The 17,731-nt window shown below is 55.2% G+C and carries 16 protein-coding genes; 10 read left to right on the top strand and 6 right to left on the bottom strand.

Annotated features, from left to right (window positions below; translation table 11 throughout):
• Positions 1–24: 24 nt before the first annotated feature.
• The 3 genes from J2I47_RS04720 to nudK form a co-directional block, all read right to left on the bottom strand.
• Positions 25–1,215 carry a lipase family protein gene (locus tag J2I47_RS04720; RefSeq protein WP_207363406.1) on the bottom strand — a complete coding sequence of 397 codons (1,191 nt, stop codon included), beginning with the start codon at positions 1,213–1,215 and terminating at the stop codon, positions 25–27.
• Positions 1,216–1,304: 89 nt separating this feature from the next.
• Positions 1,305–1,667: a DUF4406 domain-containing protein gene (locus tag J2I47_RS04715; RefSeq protein ID WP_207363405.1), complete on the bottom strand. Its 363-nt coding sequence runs from the start codon at positions 1,665–1,667 to the stop codon at positions 1,305–1,307.
• On the bottom strand, positions 1,664–2,254 hold the full coding sequence (gene nudK, locus J2I47_RS04710) for a GDP-mannose pyrophosphatase NudK (protein WP_207363404.1): 591 nt from the start codon (positions 2,252–2,254) through the stop codon (positions 1,664–1,666). The genes J2I47_RS04715 and nudK overlap by 4 nt, the downstream gene beginning before the upstream one ends.
• A 45-nt stretch (positions 2,255–2,299) precedes the next feature.
• On the opposite strand from nudK, the gene J2I47_RS04705 reads away from it, so the two are divergent.
• From J2I47_RS04705 to J2I47_RS26475, 6 genes are all read left to right on the top strand, one after another.
• Positions 2,300–3,052, top strand: coding sequence for a DeoR/GlpR family DNA-binding transcription regulator (locus tag J2I47_RS04705; RefSeq protein WP_207363403.1), 753 nt, complete (start codon positions 2,300–2,302; stop codon positions 3,050–3,052).
• Positions 3,053–3,311: 259 nt separating this feature from the next.
• Entirely contained in the window at positions 3,312–4,004 is a 693-nt protein-coding gene (locus J2I47_RS04700; RefSeq protein ID WP_510186170.1) for a YiaD family glycine zipper/OmpA-like lipoprotein, read from the top strand.
• Between the two features lie 60 nt (positions 4,005–4,064).
• Complete coding sequence (locus J2I47_RS04695; RefSeq protein ID WP_207363401.1) at positions 4,065–4,409, top strand: DUF3140 domain-containing protein; 345 nt, start codon at positions 4,065–4,067, stop codon at positions 4,407–4,409.
• Between the two features lie 101 nt (positions 4,410–4,510).
• Entirely contained in the window at positions 4,511–4,966 is a 456-nt protein-coding gene (locus J2I47_RS04690) for a ferritin-like domain-containing protein (RefSeq protein ID WP_207363400.1), read from the top strand.
• A gap of 138 nt (positions 4,967–5,104) precedes the next feature.
• Positions 5,105–6,991 (top strand): ATP-binding protein, encoded by a 1,887-nt coding sequence (locus J2I47_RS04685; protein ID WP_207363399.1) that lies wholly within the window; start codon positions 5,105–5,107, stop codon positions 6,989–6,991.
• Positions 6,992–7,048: 57 nt separating this feature from the next.
• Positions 7,049–7,375 (top strand): helix-turn-helix transcriptional regulator, encoded by a 327-nt coding sequence (locus J2I47_RS26475; RefSeq protein ID WP_207363398.1) that lies wholly within the window; start codon positions 7,049–7,051, stop codon positions 7,373–7,375.
• A gap of 41 nt (positions 7,376–7,416) precedes the next feature.
• On the opposite strand, the gene J2I47_RS04675 is transcribed toward J2I47_RS26475, so the two are convergent.
• Together J2I47_RS04675 and J2I47_RS26760 are read right to left on the bottom strand one after the other, a co-directional pair.
• Positions 7,417–8,436 carry a sensor histidine kinase gene (locus J2I47_RS04675; RefSeq protein ID WP_229374285.1) on the bottom strand — a complete coding sequence of 340 codons (1,020 nt, stop codon included), beginning with the start codon at positions 8,434–8,436 and terminating at the stop codon, positions 7,417–7,419.
• Positions 8,437–8,445: 9 nt separating this feature from the next.
• Positions 8,446–8,571 (bottom strand): hypothetical protein, encoded by a 126-nt coding sequence (locus J2I47_RS26760; RefSeq protein WP_262899000.1) that lies wholly within the window; start codon positions 8,569–8,571, stop codon positions 8,446–8,448.
• 258 nt (positions 8,572–8,829) lie between these two features.
• Here J2I47_RS26760 and J2I47_RS04670 point away from each other — a divergent pair, with 258 nt between their 5' ends.
• The 3 genes from J2I47_RS04670 to J2I47_RS04660 all read left to right on the top strand — a co-directional run bounded on the left by J2I47_RS04670 (position 8,830) and on the right by J2I47_RS04660 (position 13,740).
• The gene (locus tag J2I47_RS04670; RefSeq protein ID WP_207363397.1) at positions 8,830–11,334 is read left to right on the top strand and encodes an alpha/beta hydrolase family protein; all 2,505 of its coding nucleotides are present in this window, start codon (positions 8,830–8,832) and stop codon (positions 11,332–11,334) included.
• A 109-nt stretch (positions 11,335–11,443) separates the two neighbouring features.
• A complete protein-coding gene (locus J2I47_RS04665; RefSeq protein ID WP_207363396.1) occupies positions 11,444–12,715 on the top strand; it encodes an OmpA family protein in 1,272 nt (423 codons plus the stop codon).
• Between the two features lie 185 nt (positions 12,716–12,900).
• Positions 12,901–13,740 (top strand): DUF2911 domain-containing protein, encoded by an 840-nt coding sequence (locus J2I47_RS04660; protein ID WP_207363395.1) that lies wholly within the window; start codon positions 12,901–12,903, stop codon positions 13,738–13,740.
• A gap of 91 nt (positions 13,741–13,831) precedes the next feature.
• Here J2I47_RS04660 and J2I47_RS04655 read toward each other — a convergent pair whose 3' ends face one another.
• Complete coding sequence (locus J2I47_RS04655; RefSeq protein ID WP_207363394.1) at positions 13,832–16,216, bottom strand: ABC transporter permease; 2,385 nt, start codon at positions 16,214–16,216, stop codon at positions 13,832–13,834.
• A 192-nt stretch (positions 16,217–16,408) separates the two neighbouring features.
• On the opposite strand from J2I47_RS04655, the gene J2I47_RS04650 reads away from it, so the two are divergent.
• Positions 16,409–17,572, top strand: a complete 1,164-nt coding sequence (locus J2I47_RS04650; protein WP_207363393.1) for an FG-GAP repeat domain-containing protein — start codon at positions 16,409–16,411, stop codon at positions 17,570–17,572.
• Positions 17,573–17,731 lie beyond the last annotated feature (159 nt).

Here is a 17,731-nt window from a genome sequence, read left to right as displayed (position 1 = left end):
GGGGTCTCCTGCACCCCGTAGCAATCACATCGATTTTCCGCCGAAGAAATCATAGGTGCCCAGCACGAAATCGAGGATGCCCGTGGCGTGGTTGCGGCCAGGCAGGCGGAAGAGCGACACGTTGGTAGCTCCCCGCTGCTTCATGGCATTGTAAGCGTTTTGGGTGTTAAAATAAAACACCGTCTTGTCGGCATCGCCGTGGTAGAGGCGGGTGGGCGTGGTGGGTTTCCAGTCGTGGATGTCGTTATCCTGCACGGCTTTGATAAACGCCGAGTCGGTGCCGTTTTGGATTGCCGCCTTGAATTCATCGGTCAGGGCATTGCTAAAACTAACGTTAATCAGCGCGTGGCGTCCGTCTGCCTTTACCCGGCTGGCATACGGCTCCTTGAAATAATACGCAGCCGGACGGTTCAACCCATAAACGCGGTCGTAGGTAAGCAACACCCACAGATACAGCCGGTTAACGTCGCTGAGCCCCTGCGTTTTTGTGCCAGTCACGTAGCGCATGAACGCCGGCTTGTCATACGCCCCCGCCCCTATGCTCGACGCCACCAGGTTAAACTCGCCGGGGGCCTCTTCTTCCAGTTTCTTCTGCAACGCCATTGTGGCGTAGCCTCCTTCCGAATAGCCCGCCGTATATAATCGACGATCCCAGTTCACATGCTGATCGGCCAAAAACTCTTTCGTGGCCCGCAGCATATCGAGTGATGCCTGCGCCAGGCTGTGGTTGTGCTCGTAGGGGTGCGGCAGCGCCTTCGACGCCCCGTAGCCGATGTAGTCCGGGGCCGCCACAATATACCCCACCGACGAAAACACCGACCCAAACTGGTAGGCCTCGCTGCTCGATTTATAATTCGACGGGGCCTGATCGTCGCCACTGATGGTGCCATGCTGCATACTAATCAGCGAGAGCGAATCTTTCGTGTCGGGCACCAGCACCGCCCCGGAGGCCAGGATCGACGTACCGTCGGTGTTGGTTGTGTGGTAGGTGAGTTTATACACCCGGATGCCATAGCGAGTCAGCAATCGCAGGAACGAAGTAGCCCCATTGTAGCGACTTCTGAGTTGATCGGGCGTATAGGTGCCCAGCAGTTGCGCGTCGACCAGGGTACGTGCGGGGGGCGTGGCAACCTCTACCTGCGTCTTTTGCCGACAGGCCAATGGAGCTGCCACGGTCAGGCCAAAAAGGGCCGAAACCAGCAATAATTTGATCATGAAAACGGGTTCAATATCGTTGAGTTGTCTGCTTAAAAAACACCGCTTTCAAACGCAGGGTTCGCTTTGGGGTGGTTAACAAATACCCATTAAGCCGATGGCACACCGGGCACATCGGCCAGCGAAAAGTAGACGGGAAGGCCACGTTCCTGAGCTAGCTTAACGTCGTTGTCGGCCCCCGCCGAAGCCCCTTCAAGCCGCAGAACAGCATCGCATTTTTCCAGTAGCTGGTGCGCTACCGGATACTGGATTTCGTTCCAGACAGCATCACCGGGTTTAGCAGAGCCACCAAGACGGATGAGGGGCAGGGCCACCCATTCGCCAATCATGGGCAGATGTCCCGCCCGAAACAACGGCAGGGCTGCCGACTCAAGATGAGCCAGGTTTTCGGCCATCAACGCCGGGTCATCGTTCGTGCCGCCGCGATACGGGCCAGCAATCAGAATCATCATATACTAGTGGCTTGTTTTAGTTTCAGGTGGTACAGCAGCATAATCGTTTTGCCGTCCATGATCTCGCCGGTTTCGATCATGCGCAGGGCTTCCGCAAAGGGCATTTCCAGCACATCTATTTCTTCTTCGTCCACCCCTCCCCCGTTCTGCCGGGCTGTGCTGGCACTATACTGAGCGATATAAAAAAACAGCCGTTCCGTAACCGAGCCGGGACTCATGTAAGCCTCAAGCACTTTTTGCACGTCAGAAATCTGGTAGCCCGTTTCTTCTTCCATCTCGCGGCGAATAGCATCGTCGGGGTGGTCATCGTCGAGCAGGCCCGCGCAGGTTTCAATGAGCATACCCGTGGGGTTGCCGTTGACGTAGGTGGGCAGCCGAAACTGTCGCGTCAGGATCACGGTGTCAGCGTCGGGGTTATAGAGCAACACCGTGGCTCCGTTCCCACGGTCATAGGCTTCGCGCTGCTGTGTAAGCCATGCGCCGTTCTTTTGCTGATAGTCAAACGTGTATCGTTTCAACACGTACCAATTGTCCGACAGCAGCTTTTCTTCCGTAATGCAGATAGAGGGATAGGCAATATTGTTCATTATTGTTTGAAATTGTTTATTTTTGAACAAATAAACTCACCTATCATGAACTTTCAAAGTCGAAAGCGTTTAATCCTTCAAACCCTTGAGCAGGCGGGCACTGCCGATGTACACGAACTGGCCCTGTTGCTACAAACCTCGGACATGACGGTGCGCCGTGACCTGGTCGAACTGGCGGCGCAGGGACTTCTTTACCGTACACGGGGAGGAGCCATGCGACTCGATCTGGCCAGTACCCCGGTGCGGTTTGACAATAAAATAGCTCAGCGGGTTGAACAAAAAACGCATATTGCCCGGCTGGCTGCTGAGTTTATCCATGAGGGCGACATTATGTTCATGGATTGTGGCAGCACCGTTTTTCAGCTCTGTCAATTCATCCGTCATAAACGTATTCAGGTCATTACCAACTCATTGCCGGTCATGGCCGAGCTGCTGGGTTCATCGGTTACGGTTAATCTTATCGGGGGCGAGGTCGATGCGGCGCGGCAGGCGGTGCATGGGCTGATGGCCGAGCGACACATTAGCTTCTACAGGGCCACACGGGCATTCATTGGGGTAGACGGTGTTTCGGCGACCAACGGGTTAAGTGCTAACAGTGAGCACGAAGCCAGCACGGCAATGGCTATGGCTCAACAGGCTCAACACGCGTATCTGCTTTGTGACTCCTCTAAACTAGAGCAGACCAAATACCTGCAATTCGCTCCTTTGACACTCGTACAAACATTAATCACAGACAACGACGCGTCGCCTGAGCTCCTGACCATGTATCGGGAAACCGGCTTAACCGTGTTATCATAACTTGAGTTGCTTGTCGGGATATATAACCCCACTTATCACGTAGAACTAATTCCCCAATTTGTCTATCCTATGCTATGCCTGTAGGAAACATTTAGGCTATGTCGTCATTTACTAGACTTATTTTATATACTAATAACTGACTGATTAACAGACTGTAAGTCGTTTTTCAGCTAACAGAAAGGCTATTCGTTATTAGTGTTGGTACGTGTTTTGGCTATGTGGTAGCAAATCAATTCACAACGCTATGTCTAACTTCATCATGAATCGTAACACGGCCGTGGCGCTGATGCTGCTTACCAGCCTCACCGCCAGCGACGTGCTTACCAGTTGTAAATCCGTTAAGCGTAACACCAATAAGACCCAGCGTGGTGCCGGCATTGGCGCGGCATCAGGTGCTGTTGTTGGTGGGGTTATTGGCCGCAAATCAGGCAACACTGTGCTGGGTGCCATCCTGGGGGCTACTGTAGGTGGTGCCGCTGGTGCCGTCATTGGTCGCCGGATGGACAAACAAGCCGAAGAACTGAAGCGCGATTTGCCCAACGCTACCGTTGAACGGGTTGGCGAAGGCATCAAAATCACGTTCAACTCCGACATTTTGTTCGACGTTAACAAGTCGGACCTCAAAGAGGCAACAAAACGTCAGTTGGCCGAATTTGCCCAGACACTGGAGAAATACCCCGATACGGACCTGGTTATTGAAGGTCACGCCGATGCGCAGGGTCCTGACGATTACAACCTGAAACTGTCGAGGCAGCGTGCCGACGCAGTAGCTTCTTACCTGCAGTCGCTGGGTGTGAAAGGTGGCCGGATCGACGAAAAAGGATACGGCGAATCGCAACCGGTTGCTGATAATTCAACGGAAGCAGGTCGGGCTAAAAACAGGCGTGTTGACATCGCCGTTTTTGCCAACGACAAAATGAAAAATGACGCCAAAGCCGGCAAAATCGAATAAGCTCGTTTTTTGCAGATGACAACTGGTTTAAGCATCGACTGATAAACAAACACAACCGTTATGGCAACCCAAGACACCACAGAGAAAAAAGACGTTTATGCCGAGTTCAAGGAGGTGGTGAATATGACACCAGCCGCCATTGAAAAGTGGCTTGACACGCCGGAATCAAAAAAAGTGGGCCAGAAGTCAGACGGTTCGTCAGAGTCAACGGGTCATCAGTCAGGCAAAAAAATAATTGAGATTCTGCACAAGAAGCAGGCGAATTTAACGGACGATGACTACGCGCACATGCACAAAGTAATTAGTTATGTGCGTCGTCACTCGGCTCAGAAACCAGCAGAAGTTGACGGTAGCAACTGGCTTTATTCGTTGAAAAACTGGGGACATGATCCACAGAAAAAGTAAATTGGTTAATTCAAAACAATAATTAGCGAATGCATGTCAATTAGCTAATACGTGATGGATAACTGACTGCCATTCGTTAATCACTGAAATCAATTTTCGTTATGAACGTCAAAGAAACCCGGGGTGAAATCCTCGACCAATTGAACAAATTGCTGACCAGCGCCCATGATGCCGAGAAAGGCTACCAGGAGGCTGCTGAAAATGTAAAAGACGCTGAACTGAAGAGCCTGTTTTTGGCCCAGTCGCGTGAGCGGGCGGAGTTCGGTACCGAGCTTGACCGCGAAATTCGGGCATTGGGTGGTGATCCGGACAACGGAACCAGCATTGCCTCAGACCTGCACCGCGCCTGGATCAACATCAAGTCGGCCGTGTCGGGTAGTTCAGACAAAGCAGTAGCCGAAGAGTGCCAGCGCGGAGACGCCGAGGCCCTGAGCGAATATAAAGAAGTGCTGGAGCAAACTGACGTAGCGGCTAGTACCCGCGAGCTGTTGCTCCGCCAGAAGAGTAAAGTCGAGTCGGCCCATGCAACAATGGGACGCTTGGCTTTGGTAGTGTAGTGAATGGTGGGATCGGAAAGCCTGCGCTCGTTGAGTGCAGGCTTTTTTGTTTTGGGGCAATTCTCAGCCAGGTATCTCGCTGATTCATAGGTAAATCGAAAAAATGGGTTAATTCGTTGGCTGAACTCAACACTGCTTATGTCGTTCACCAACGCTACCCTCGTTTTTCTCGGTATGACCGGCATGATGACGCTCTACGTGGGTGGACAGGCCATTGTAACGGGTGAACGCGCCTACCGTTGGTACACAGCCTACGCACTCTGCTGGAGCTGTTATTTTGTGGTCAAGGTTTTCGACCCGTTCGAGGCAACGCCCTACGATACCGTTGTTTACGGCTGCTGTCGGGTTGTTATTCCCATGATCGCCTACGTTTGCTACTACAGCTTTGCCGATGCCCTGCTGAACTTCCGGCGCAACCTGCCGGTGGTGTATCGGCTATTCCAACGCACCCAGGCCGTGTTGCTGCTCTATGTGCTGGCCGAGACCGGAGCCAGCCTTGTATGGCCCGGCTGGGTGGTGATGCCCGTTCACGAGTGGCTTCACTCGGTGGTGCGGATAGGTGTGGCGGTGGTATCGGTCATCGGTATTGTCAACGCTACGCACCGCCGCGACACACTCGTCAACTACTTCCTGGTGGGCTCGTCGATGCTGCTGGTGGGCGCACTGACGTCGATGGTGATGACGATGATCATGCCCAATGACGAGGACACGGGCTTCGGCTCTGAGCCGCTGCTGTACCTCCAGATTGGCATCACGCTCGAACTGCTGTGTTTTTCCCTGGGGCTGAGCTACAAGAACAAGCTGACCGAAGTGGAAAAAGCCACTGCCGAACAGGCCCTGTTGCTGGAACGCGAACAGCGGAATGTGGCGCAGCTCCGGGCGCATTTTTTCACCAACGTGTCGCACGAATTCCGCACGCCGCTGACCCTGCTGATTGGTCCACTGGCGCAGCTTATCCAGGAAAATCCGCTCAACAGCACTTTCCAGCTAATGCACCGACAGGCCACCCGGCTGCTGACGCTGGTGAACCAACTCCTCGACCTGACCAAACTCGATGCCGGGCAGCTACGGCCGCACCTGATGCCCGGCCACCTGCCCCGTTTTCTGCGTGGGCTGGCGGGGTCGTTTAGCTCGCTGGCCGACAGCCGCGACGTCCGCCTGCTGATTGAGACGGATGAGCAGCCGCCAACCGCCCTTTATGATAGCGACAAGGTGGAAAAGATTGTGCAGAACCTGATTGCCAACGCCCTGAAGTTTACGCCCGCGGGGGGCCTTGTCAGGTTCAGCTACCACTATGATGCTACCCGGCAACAGGCCACAATCCAGGTAGCCGACACAGGGCCGGGTATTGCACCCGAACAGCAGGCGCGGATTTTCGAGCGATTTTATCAAAGTCCACAGACCGTGCAATCAGGTACGGGCATTGGCCTGGCCCTGGTGCAGGAACTGGTGGCGGTGCTGGGCGGGCAGGTGTCTCTAAGCAGCCCACCGGGCGAAGGAGCCACGTTCACTCTCCTATTGCCCGTGTCTGAGACCAGTGCATCTGAAGCTGGTGAAGCGGTCTTAACAGAAGATAACGGAGCCCCCACGCGGCCAAACAACCATGCCGCTTCGCTCGCCCAACCCTACACGCCTGCTGCCGAATCGGACACTGGCCTGATAGAATTACCCCTGTTGCTGTTGATCGACGACAACGCCGATGTACGCGAATACCTGCGGATGCTCTTTGCGTCATCCTACCGCGTGCTGGAGGCTTCAACCGGCCGTTCGGGCCTGGCAGTAGCCAGTGAGTTGCTTCCCGACATGGTGGTGTCGGACCTGATGATGCCGGATATGGATGGGCTGGCGTTCTGCCACCACCTGCGCCATAACCCCGCCACCGACCATATTCCGGTGATTTTGCTCACGGCCAAAGCCGACGTAGACAGCCGTATTGAGGGCCTGCGCACGGGTGCCGACGATTACCTGGCCAAGCCATTCCACCCCGTAGAGCTACAGACGCGGGTACAAAACCTGTTGGTGTAACGCCGCCGGCTGCGCGGCCGGTTCAGCCGTGAGCTGCACCTCAAACCGTCGGACGTGGTGGTGTCGTCGGTTGAAGAGCGGTTCATTCAGCAGGCCATTGCGGTGGTGGAGGCGCATCTGTCCGACAGTACGTTCGACGTAGAAACGCTCAGCGCGGCGCTGAACCTAAGCCGGATGCAGCTTCATCGCAAGCTGAAGGCACTGACCAACCAGTCGGCTACGGAGTTTGTGCGGCAACTGCGCCTGCAACGCGCCGCCGATTTGCTCCGGCAGCGCAGCGCCAGCGTGTCGGAGGTGGCGTTTGGTGTGGGGTTCGAGAGCCTGTCTTACTTCGCCAAAGCCTTCCGCGACCAGTATGGCACGGTGCCGTCGGAATACAAATAAGTGACCCACAGCCCGTGATCTGGCAGGCGGTTACCGTCAGGCTAGTTCAGGGCATCGGCTTCAGTATACTGATGAAGTGTTCTGACCACCTTCGGCAGGGTAAAATAAAACGTTGTACCTACCCCAACTGTACTTTCCAGCCAAATACGACCACCATACATGGTCACTACTTTCTTGCATGTGGCCAAACCGATACCCGTTCCTGAGTACTGATTGCGACCATGTAGCCGCTGGAAAAGCTGGAATACCCGCTCGGAATATTGCGGTTCGATACCGATGCCATTATCGCTGACAGAAAACCGGTACTGGTCTTTTTCTTCGGTGGCCCGGATCACGAGCTTCGGAGGCACATCAGGATGGCGGTATTTAAGGCTGTTTGAGATCAGATTTTGAAATACCTGTTTCACATCCGTTCGGTGTCCCATCACGGTTGGCAGTGGACCTACGTCGGTGGTTGCCTGCGTAGCCTGTATTTCGGCTTGCTGTTCAAGCATTATTTCAGCCACGATGTCATTAAGATCGAGGGGCGAGAGGGCCACGTCGTTTCCCAGCCGTGAAAATTCCAGGAGGTCACTGATTAGGTTACGCATCCGCTCGGCGGCCGATGTCGACACCTTAATGAGCCGCTGTGCATCAGGCTCAAGCTGGCTGCCATAGGTAGACTCCAGCAGCGTGAGGTAGTTTGCGATTGTTTTCAGCGGCGACTGAAGATCATGCGAGGCTACGTAAGCGAACTGCTGCAACTCCTGGTTAGAACGTGTCAGTTCCTGCAAAGCCAGTTGGCGGTATGTCAATTCCCGATCATATTCTTTGGAGGTACGTAGCCCGAGCGCTTCGTTGAAGTACCGGATCAGGGCAATGACGGTCATCACCGAGACAATGCCCGTCAGGAAACGGACCAGTGCACTGATGCGGTAGGACGGATACCAGAACATCATGGCGTCGAGCAGGTGCGTGAGCCCACAGAGCAGAATAAAAGCCCCAAAGAGCCAGAATACGCCCGACAGTGGCACCCCTTTCTTAATGATAATGAAGCGGATCAACACGAGTGGGATAGCCATATAGGCCAGTCAGATCATCAGGTCAGAGCCGATGTAGAGCCAGCCATGGAAATCAGACCACCGGCCACAATACCAGCGGGGTGGCCAGTCGCTCATATCGGTCAGACGGCGAAAAAAATCATACAATTGCTCCATAGTGCATACGATGGCGGAAGATCAGTAGTCAAGCCAGTTGACAAGACCTACAACCGGCGAAATTACGTGTTCAGCATAGCCCGGAGGAACGTTGCGGGTTTCAGAGACCTAAAAACTACCCTGTGGACACAGAAAACTATCGGTCGGTAATTAACAAAGTTGTTGTTCTTCTGTGAAGGACCACCTTGTCAGTCCTTAGCCAATGACCGATGCCATTTCTCGCTACTTTTGGTCTATCAACCTGTTAAAGCCTTCATTATGACCATCCCTTACGTTCGTTTGCTGAGCACTGCGCTGCTACTCGGTCTGACTGCTGCCCTGGCTCCTGCCCAGGACCTGCCCACCTACCAAACGCCGCCCAAAGCCCTGGCTGATCTGGTGACGGTGCCACCCACGCCGGGCGTAAGCGTCACCTCAAAGGGCGATCAGATGCTGATCCTGGAGCGGGCGTCGGCCCCGTCCATTGCCGAACTGGCACAACCCGAACTGAAGCTGGCTGGCCTGCGGATCAACCCCGCCAACAACGGGCCGAGCCGGGCGTCATACATCACGGGGCTGCGGCTGAAAAAATTGCCCGGTGGCCCGGCACCCGGTGGCCCGGCACCCGGTGGTACAGAAATTCCCGTGAAAGGGCTGCCCGCCTCGCCGCTGATTGCCTACGTGCAATGGTCGCCCGACGAAAGCAAGGTTGCCTTTGCCGTAGCCAGCGACTCCCGGATTGTCCTCTACGTGGCCGACGTAGCCACCGCCACCGCCAGCCGCGTTGGGGACCGGGCACTGAACGCCACGCTTGGTGCGCCATTTCAGTGGATATCTGACAGTAAATCGCTCATTGTCAAAACAATAGTACAAAACAGGCCCGCCGCAGCAGCACCAAACCGGGTGCCCATTGGTCCTACCACGCAGGACAACAGCAGCGGCAAAAAAGGGCAGGCACCCACCTACCAGGACCTGTTGAAAAGCCCGTCTGACGAGCAGCAGTTCACGTATTTTACCACCACACAGGTAGCCAAAGTAGGGCTGGACGGGTCGGTGCAGCCCATTGGTCAGCCGGGGATCATCACCACCGCGTCGCCCTCGCCCGATGGCAAGTATGTGCTGGTCGAGACTGTACACACGCCGTTCTCGTACCTCGTGCCGGTGTACCGGTTTCCGCTCCGGACAGACGTGTTTGCCATGGATGGACAGCTGGTGAAAACACTGAACGATGGCCCGTTGCAGGAAAGTGTTCCCTACAGCTCGGACGGTGCACCAACCGGGCCGCGCGATTTTGAGTGGCGCAATGATGTGCCGGCTTCCGTTTATTTCACCGTGGCGCAGGACAAAGGCGACCCCAAAGTGAAAGCCGACGTCCGCGACCGGGTGTTTCTCGTCGACGCGCCGTTTTCGGCAGAACCCCGTGCCATTTACGACGCCGCGTTCCGGTTTACGGGCTTCACTTGGGGCAACGCGAGCACCGCACTGGCTACCGAACGCTGGTGGCAGACGCGCAAAGTTCTGACCAAGCTCGTGAACCCGTCGGCCACGTTCGCCGCTACTACCCTTTTCGACCGGTCGTTTGAAGATCGCTACGCCAACCCCGGCGAACCCGACACCAAGCCCAATCAGTATGGCCGCGAGGTGCTGAACATCCTGCCATCCAACGATATCATGCTTGTAAACGCACAGGGTGCCTCGCCCGAAGGTGACCGGCCCTTTGTGAACGTGATGAACCTGACCACAAAGAAAATTACGCCCCTGTGGCGGTCAGCAGCACCGGTGTTTGAACGACCCATTGCCGTACTCGATGCCGCCAGCGGGGTGCTGCTCACCACCCGCGAAACACCCGACGAAAACCCAAACTACTTCATCCGCAACCTCAAAAAGCGGATTGCTCCCATCCAGGTCACGCAGTTTCCTCACCCCTACCCGCAGCTAAAGGGCATTACCAAACAACAGCTCCGCTACAAACGCGCCGACGGCGTAGACCTCACCGCAACACTGTATTTGCCAGTAGGTTATAAAAAAACAGATGGGCCGCTACCCACCTTTATGTGGGCATACCCCGCCGAGTTTAAAAGCAAAGACGCCGCCGGACAGGCCCAGGGGTCGGCTTACCAGTTCAACCGGATTGCTGCCATGGGCGGGGCCGTTTTCGCCACCATGGGCTATGCCGTATTGGACAATGCCAGCATCCCGATTGTGGGCGAGGGCGACAAAGAACCCAACGACACGTATGTAGAGCAGTTGGTAGCCAGCGCGAAAGCGGCCATTGATGAGGGCGTCCGCCTGGGGGTGGTCGATGCTAACCGTGTGGGCGTTGGTGGCCATTCATACGGCGCGTTTATGACCGCCAACCTACTGTCGAACAGTAACTTATTCAAGGCAGGCATCGCCCGGAGCGGGGCTTATAACCGGACACTGACGCCCTTTGGTTTTCAGAACGAACAACGCACCTACTGGCAGGCTCCCGACGTCTACAACAAGATGTCGCCTTTCATGAACGCCGACAGGATGAAAACGCCGCTGCTGCTGATTCACGGCGAAGCCGACAACAACACGGGTACGTTCCCGATCCAGTCGGAGCGGTATTACAACGCGCTCAAGGGGTTCGGTGCCACTACCCGGCTGGTGTTTCTGCCCTACGAATCGCACGGCTACGCGGCCAAAGAATCGCTGCTGCACATGCTCTGGGAAATGAACGGCTGGATGGACACCTACGTAAAAAAGGGCACCGTCACTGCATCGGGCGCTCCGGCGAAAGTAACATCGGGCGAAAAGTAGGCTCCCCTCACCCGGCGTTACATCGTAGCAAAACGATGTTACAGGAACGTTAACGGCTCTTTTTGGGGCAGTGTAGGTTTGTCAGCACAAACCAAACCGCACTTCTCCCATGAAAACTGCTTTCCTGTCAGCAGCCCTGTTTAGTCTGTTTTTGTCTGCCCAGCGTGCCGCGGCCCAGTTCGGCAATATCGTTGACCGGGTCAATAATGCAGCCACTAACCGAGCCAACCAGAAGATTGATCAGGGCATCAACAAAGGCCTTGACAAAGTAGAAGACGGCGTTAGGAATGGGTCGAAAAAACCGGCCGATACCAAGACCGCCCCCACCACCAACCCCGACGATCAGCCCACCCAGGCGCAGGCCGATGGAGGCTCGTCGGGGGTGGCGGGGCCGGCCAAAGCCACGCCGCCATCCATGCGGTCATACGCCAACTATGATTTTGTGCCGGGCAACAACATCATCTTTGAAGACGATTTCCGTACCGACCAGGATGGTGAATTTGCCGAACACTGGGACCTGCTGGGCGGGCAGGCAGTGCTGAACAAATTCGGCGATGGGCTGGTGATGAAAATTACCGACGGCAATTATGGCAAGGTGACGCCACTGATGAAAAACAAAGCCTACCTGCCTAAAGAATTCACCCTCGAATACGACTACTACATGACCCCCGGTGCCTACCCGCTGGATTTCTGGTTCGACGACGCCGAAGGAACCACGGTGATCACCTGCCGCGCCAACCGAGACGCTGCCTCGGCAGTCTTTCAGGTCAATGGCGAAAGCCGCGACCTCAGCGGCATGCTGCCCGAAGAACTTCAGTTTGCCAATTTCAACGACCGCTGGCACCACATTGCGTTCATCATGAAGGGGCGTAGCATCAAGATGTATATCGATCAGTTTCGGGTGCTGACGGTGCCCAACAACACCGCCGTACCTGCGCGGGTGGTCTTTGGCGGCATTGGTGCACAAGCCGACCCACTGATTTTCAAGAACATACGCATTGCCGAAGGCGGCGGGGCCAACATGATCGGCGCGAAATTCACCGAGGGCAAATACATCTCGCATGGCATCCATTTCGACGTCAACAAAGCCATTATCAAGCCCGAAAGCATGGGTGAACTGACCGCCATCCAGACATTTCTGGTCGAAAACGGGGGCTCACGCTTTGAGATCGGCGGCCATACCGACGCCGACGGCTCTGATGCCGACAACCTGGTGCTCTCCCAAAAACGCGCCGACGCCGTGAAAGCTCAACTCGTGAGCATGGGCGTAGAGGCCAGCAGGCTTACGGCCAAAGGCTACGGCAAAACAAAGCCAGTAGCTGACAATGCCACATTTGAAGGCAAAGCCCAAAACCGGCGCGTTGAGTTCGTAAAACTATGATCAGGCATTCGGTTAAGTCTGCCACGGATGGGTGCTGACGACTGGTAATCACCCAGACCTGCCGCCAATTTATCCCGACAATTAAACCTCAACTACCCAATTTTTGTCAAACAGCCCGGATGGCCATCCGGGCTGTTTTTTCGTCAATGCGTCGTAAACTTGCTCCATATTTAAGAGAACTACAGATGTCTAAATTCATCCTTACTGCGTGCCTGTCGGCCTGCCTGACAACGGGCTATGCCCAGATTACCCTCCCCGCTGCCAGCCCCGCCGCCACTGTTGCCCAGCAAGTGGGTCTCGGCACCGTCACCATCGACTATGGCCGGCCGTCGCTCAAGGGCCGGACCATGTTTGGCGACCGCGTTCCCTACGGGAAAGTATGGCGCACCGGGGCCAACAAGATTACCGACCTGACGCTCTCTGAGCCGATGACGATTGAAGGAAAAGCCGTGGCAACGGGCAAATATGGCCTTTATTCGATCCCTGCGGCCGACTCGTTTACGTTCATCATCAACAAAGACGCCAACGCCTGGGGAGCCTACGACTACAAAGCCGCCAATGATGTGGTTCGGCTGGTGGTGAAAACCGAGAAGACACCCACGAAGACCGAGACGCTGACGTTCGAGTTTGTCGACCTCACGCCGGCCTCCGCGGTATTACAGATGCGCTGGGAAAATACCCTCGTGCGGCTCAACATCGCCGACGACGCCGATTCGCATGTGATGGCGCAGATCAAGGCTAAAACCAGTGCTGCCACCATCACAACAGAGACCTACTATAGCGCCGCCAACTATTACCTCGACACCAACCGCGACCTGAAACAGGCACTCGTCTGGGCCAATAAAGTGCTGGAGAAAAGCAACGAATACTATGACTACCACCTCCGGGCTAAAATCTTGGCCCGTTCAGGTAATTGCAAAGCCGCCCGCGCCGATGCGCAGATGTCGCTCGACCTGTCTAAGAAGGCTGGTGACGATGCCTACATCAAAAACAACGAGAAGATTCTGGAAGACTGCAAGCTGTAGCATACAGCGTTGGTATAGGCACTCATTAAAAAACCGCTCAAGACATGCTCTGAGCGGTTTTTTAATGAAGACTCGAATCTACCGACGGTGTTTATTCATTGCGCAGACTATTTACCGGACTCAGTAGGGCTGCTCGAACGCTCTGAAAGCCAACCGTCAACAGGGCCACACCGATGGCCAGCAGACCCGCCAGGGCAAATACCCACCACTCAATGGAAATCTTGTAAGCAAAGTCCTGTAGCCATTTGTCCATGGCCCACCAGGCAATGGGCGACGCAATGACGATGGCGATCACGACGAGCTTGAGAAAATCCTTCGACAGCAGCGTGACGATGCTCCCCACCGAGGCGCCAAGCACTTTCCGGACACCAATTTCTTTGGTGCGCTGCTCGGCCGTGAACGTAGCCAGCCCGAAAAGTCCCAGGCAGGAGATAATTACGGCAAGGAGGGCAAACAAGCCAAATACCTGCCCGGTGCGGGCTTCGGCCTGGTAAGTGCGGTTGAACGTATCGTCCAGAAATTCATAGACAAATGGTTTCTCAGGAAAAAGCGTGTGCCAGCGTTGTTCCAGTTGAGGAATCGTGGCCGGGATACTCCCCTTACGTAGCCGGATAGCCAACTGTCCTTCCCAGCCATCGTTGAGGGTGATGAGCAACGGGGCCACCGTTTGTTTCAGATTGGCGTAGTTATAGTCTTCAACAACACCCACTACCTCACCTCGTTGCGGTACTTCCTTATACGTACCCGGCTGAGCCGGATCATAGGCGTACGTGTAATAACCCGTCATCTTGCCCACAATGCTCTTCCAGCCAAAAAACTTCATAGCCGCCCGGTTCACCAGAAATACTCCCCTGTCGGCGGGGCGGTTCTGGTCGATGTTGCGCCCTTCCAGTAGTTTGATACCAAAGGTTTTCAGGTAGTTACCGTCAACTGTCAACCGGCTGATGCCGCCCGTCTGTGCGCCTTTGGGTACGTAGTCACTCACCAGTTTTTCGCCACGCACAGCGTTGCTGCCGGGCAGACCAAACGCACGGGTAGCCGCTTCCACCCCCGGCAGCGCCGATACCTGCTGGGTAAACAGCTCTTTGTTCTGATCAGACCCATCGCGCAGGTCCATGGTAAGCACCTGCTCACGTTGATAGCCTAGGTCGCGGTTACGAATAAATTGCAACTGATTGTAGACCAATAGCGTAGCTACGATCATGGCCACGGATACGGCAAACTGCCCAACCACCAGCGACTGCCGCAGCCACGACCGGCCACCCGTAGGTGATCCGTACCCTTTCAGTACGGCAACAGGCTTGAACGACGACAATACAAACGCCGGGTAGCTACCTGCCAATAACGCTACTGTGACGATACCCGCCAGTAGCCATGCCAGCCGGGTGCCACTAAACAGCGACGATATCGCCATTTGCTTGTCGGCCAGCGTATTGAACGCTGGCAGGGCGATGATGACCAGGACCAGAGCCAGTAGGGTGGCAACGAAAAGCAGGATGGCCGTTTCGCCCAGAAACTGCCGCCACAACTGCCCAAATGAGGAACCCAGTACTTTCCGGACTCCCACTTCTTTGGCCCGCTGTGTCGCCTGCGCCGTGGCAAGGTTGACGTAATTGAAACAGGCCAGACCCAGAATCAGCAGGGCCACAATGATAAACACATAGACGTAGATCAGCCGATTGGTAGCTACCAGATTGGTGCGCAGGTAGATATCCGGGAGGGGTATGAGGTTCAGCTTCCACACACCTGAGTTGGGGTCGCCGAGTTGTTTCAGATACGCCGGAAACTGTCCCTGCAGGTTAGCCGGGGTAGTACCCGGTGCCAGAAGCAGGTACGTCCAGGTTTCGCCACCGCCCCAATAGTTAGTTGTTACGTCGTTACCAACCAGTTCATTGGCGTTGGCGTAGGAGGCCAGGAAATCAACTTTCAGATGAGAGTTTGGGGGCAGGTCCTGAAAAACACCGGTTACGTGGAGGTTTGTTTTATTGTTATAGCGCAACTGCTGACCGATGATGTTGGTCGAACCAAAATACTTCCGGGCCATGGTCTCCGACAGTACCACACCATATTGCTCGGCCAGGGCTGTGCGTTCGTTACCTTCCAGCAGCGGCAGGGTAAATACCCCGAAAACACTGCTGTCGGCAAACCAGAAGTTGGACTCATAAAAAGCAGTCTGCTGTCGGCTCACCAGTGGTTTCACCTTAGTAAGCCGTACGGCATCCTTGATGGCTGTGAACCGATTTTTGAGATCAGTGGCAAATTTGCCCCCGCTGGTAGGTGAATTTTCAAACTGTTGAAACAACACAATCCGGTCAGCCTGCTTGTGGAAGCGATCATAGGCCAGATCGTCCAGCACATAGGCGGTGATGAGCACGCAGCACGTCAGGCCTACGGTGAGGCCTACGACATTGATGAGGGTAGCCAGTGAGTGGTTTTTGGCCTTTCGCCAGGCAATGATGAGGTAGTTGCTTACCATGATATCCGAATTTAGTTCACACCAGCCAAACGGGTCAAGGATCATACCATAGCCCCAAAACAGGGCCACAACGCTCACAAGCAGCCATTACCCGGTTTTAGTTGTCCAAAATCGGACAAAGACTGTCCGGCACAAACCAGCAAAGAGTAGGCTGTGAATAGAATACGGTTTTTCGCTAAACGAACCCGACGTATGAAAGCTGTCTTTGCCTTCGCCAGTGTACTTTTTTGCGGATTTACTCTTTTGGAGTCAGCCGCGCCACCCCGCTTTACCAAATATTTCGTGGCCGCCGAAAGCTACGAATCAGCGGGGGTGATGGATGTAGATGGCAACGGTACGCTTGATATTGTGTCGGGGGATTTCTGGTACGAGAACGAGGCACCCAAACAGGGGGGCGACAAACCTACCTTCCGCAAACGACACCTGATTGGCCACCAGAAACGCGAAGACCAGTACTACGACGATTTCTCGACGATTCCCTTCGACGTGAACGCCGATGGGCGCATAGACGTCATCACGGGCGGCTGGTGGAGTGGCACCCTGCGCTGGCTCGAAAACGTGAATAAGGGCGACTGGCCGGTGCATGACATCGCCAACGTGGGCAACGTAGAGACCACCCGCGTCTGGGACGTAGACGGCGACGGCCAGCCCGAACTATGCCCCAACAATCCCGGCAAGTCTCTCAAATACCTGAAATACCAGCCCGCCGAAAAGAACTTCCGCGTGGTTGATGTGAACCCCACGCAGGGGCACGGCCTGGGTTTCGGCGATGTCAATGGCGACGGTCGGGGCGATTTCATCGTGAGCGAAGGGTGGCTCGAAGCGGGTGGGCCAAAGGAGAATCCGACCTGGACATTACATAAAGAATTCGCCCTCGGCACGGCCAGCGTACCCATCATCGTGACCGACGTGAACGGTGATAAACGGGCCGACCTGATTGTGGGGCAGGGCCACGGATACGGACTGCACTGGTACGAACAGGGTGGCCAAAACGGCCAGCCCCGCACAGGTGGGGCAGGCTCAACCTGGACGAAGCACGTCATCGACGAAAAAAATTCGCAGTACCACGTTATGGAATGGGCCGACATCACCGGCGACGGCAAGCCCGAACTGATCACCGGCAAACGGTTCCGCGCCCACAACGACAACGACCCCGGCTCGAACGACCCCGTGGGCCTGTATTATTTTACGTTCAACGGCAAGACCTTCGACAAGCACATCATCAGCTATGGCCCCGCGGGTGAAGCCAAAGGCACCGGCATCTACTTCGCCCTGGCCGACCTCCGCAACACCGGCCGCAAAGACATTGTGGTGGCGGGGAAAGATGGGTTGTATGTGTTCTGGAATGAGCAGTAACGAGAAACGATAAAGCACCGTTGCCTTCCAGAAGCAGCCTAATCCGGGCTGCTTTTTCTTTTTGGGGCAAAATGTCCCAAATACGAATGAAAGTGTCCCAAATACGAACGTCACTCGTCGCACAGGAGTCGAGATTTGACGTACCCAAACAGGACATAC

The organism is Fibrella rubiginis (genome assembly GCF_017353185.1).
In the GTDB taxonomy this organism is placed as follows: Bacteria; Bacteroidota; Bacteroidia; order Cytophagales; family Spirosomataceae; genus Fibrella; species Fibrella rubiginis.
The sequence above is the reverse complement of the archived record's forward strand: the minus strand, read 5'-3'. Positions and strand labels throughout refer to the sequence as shown.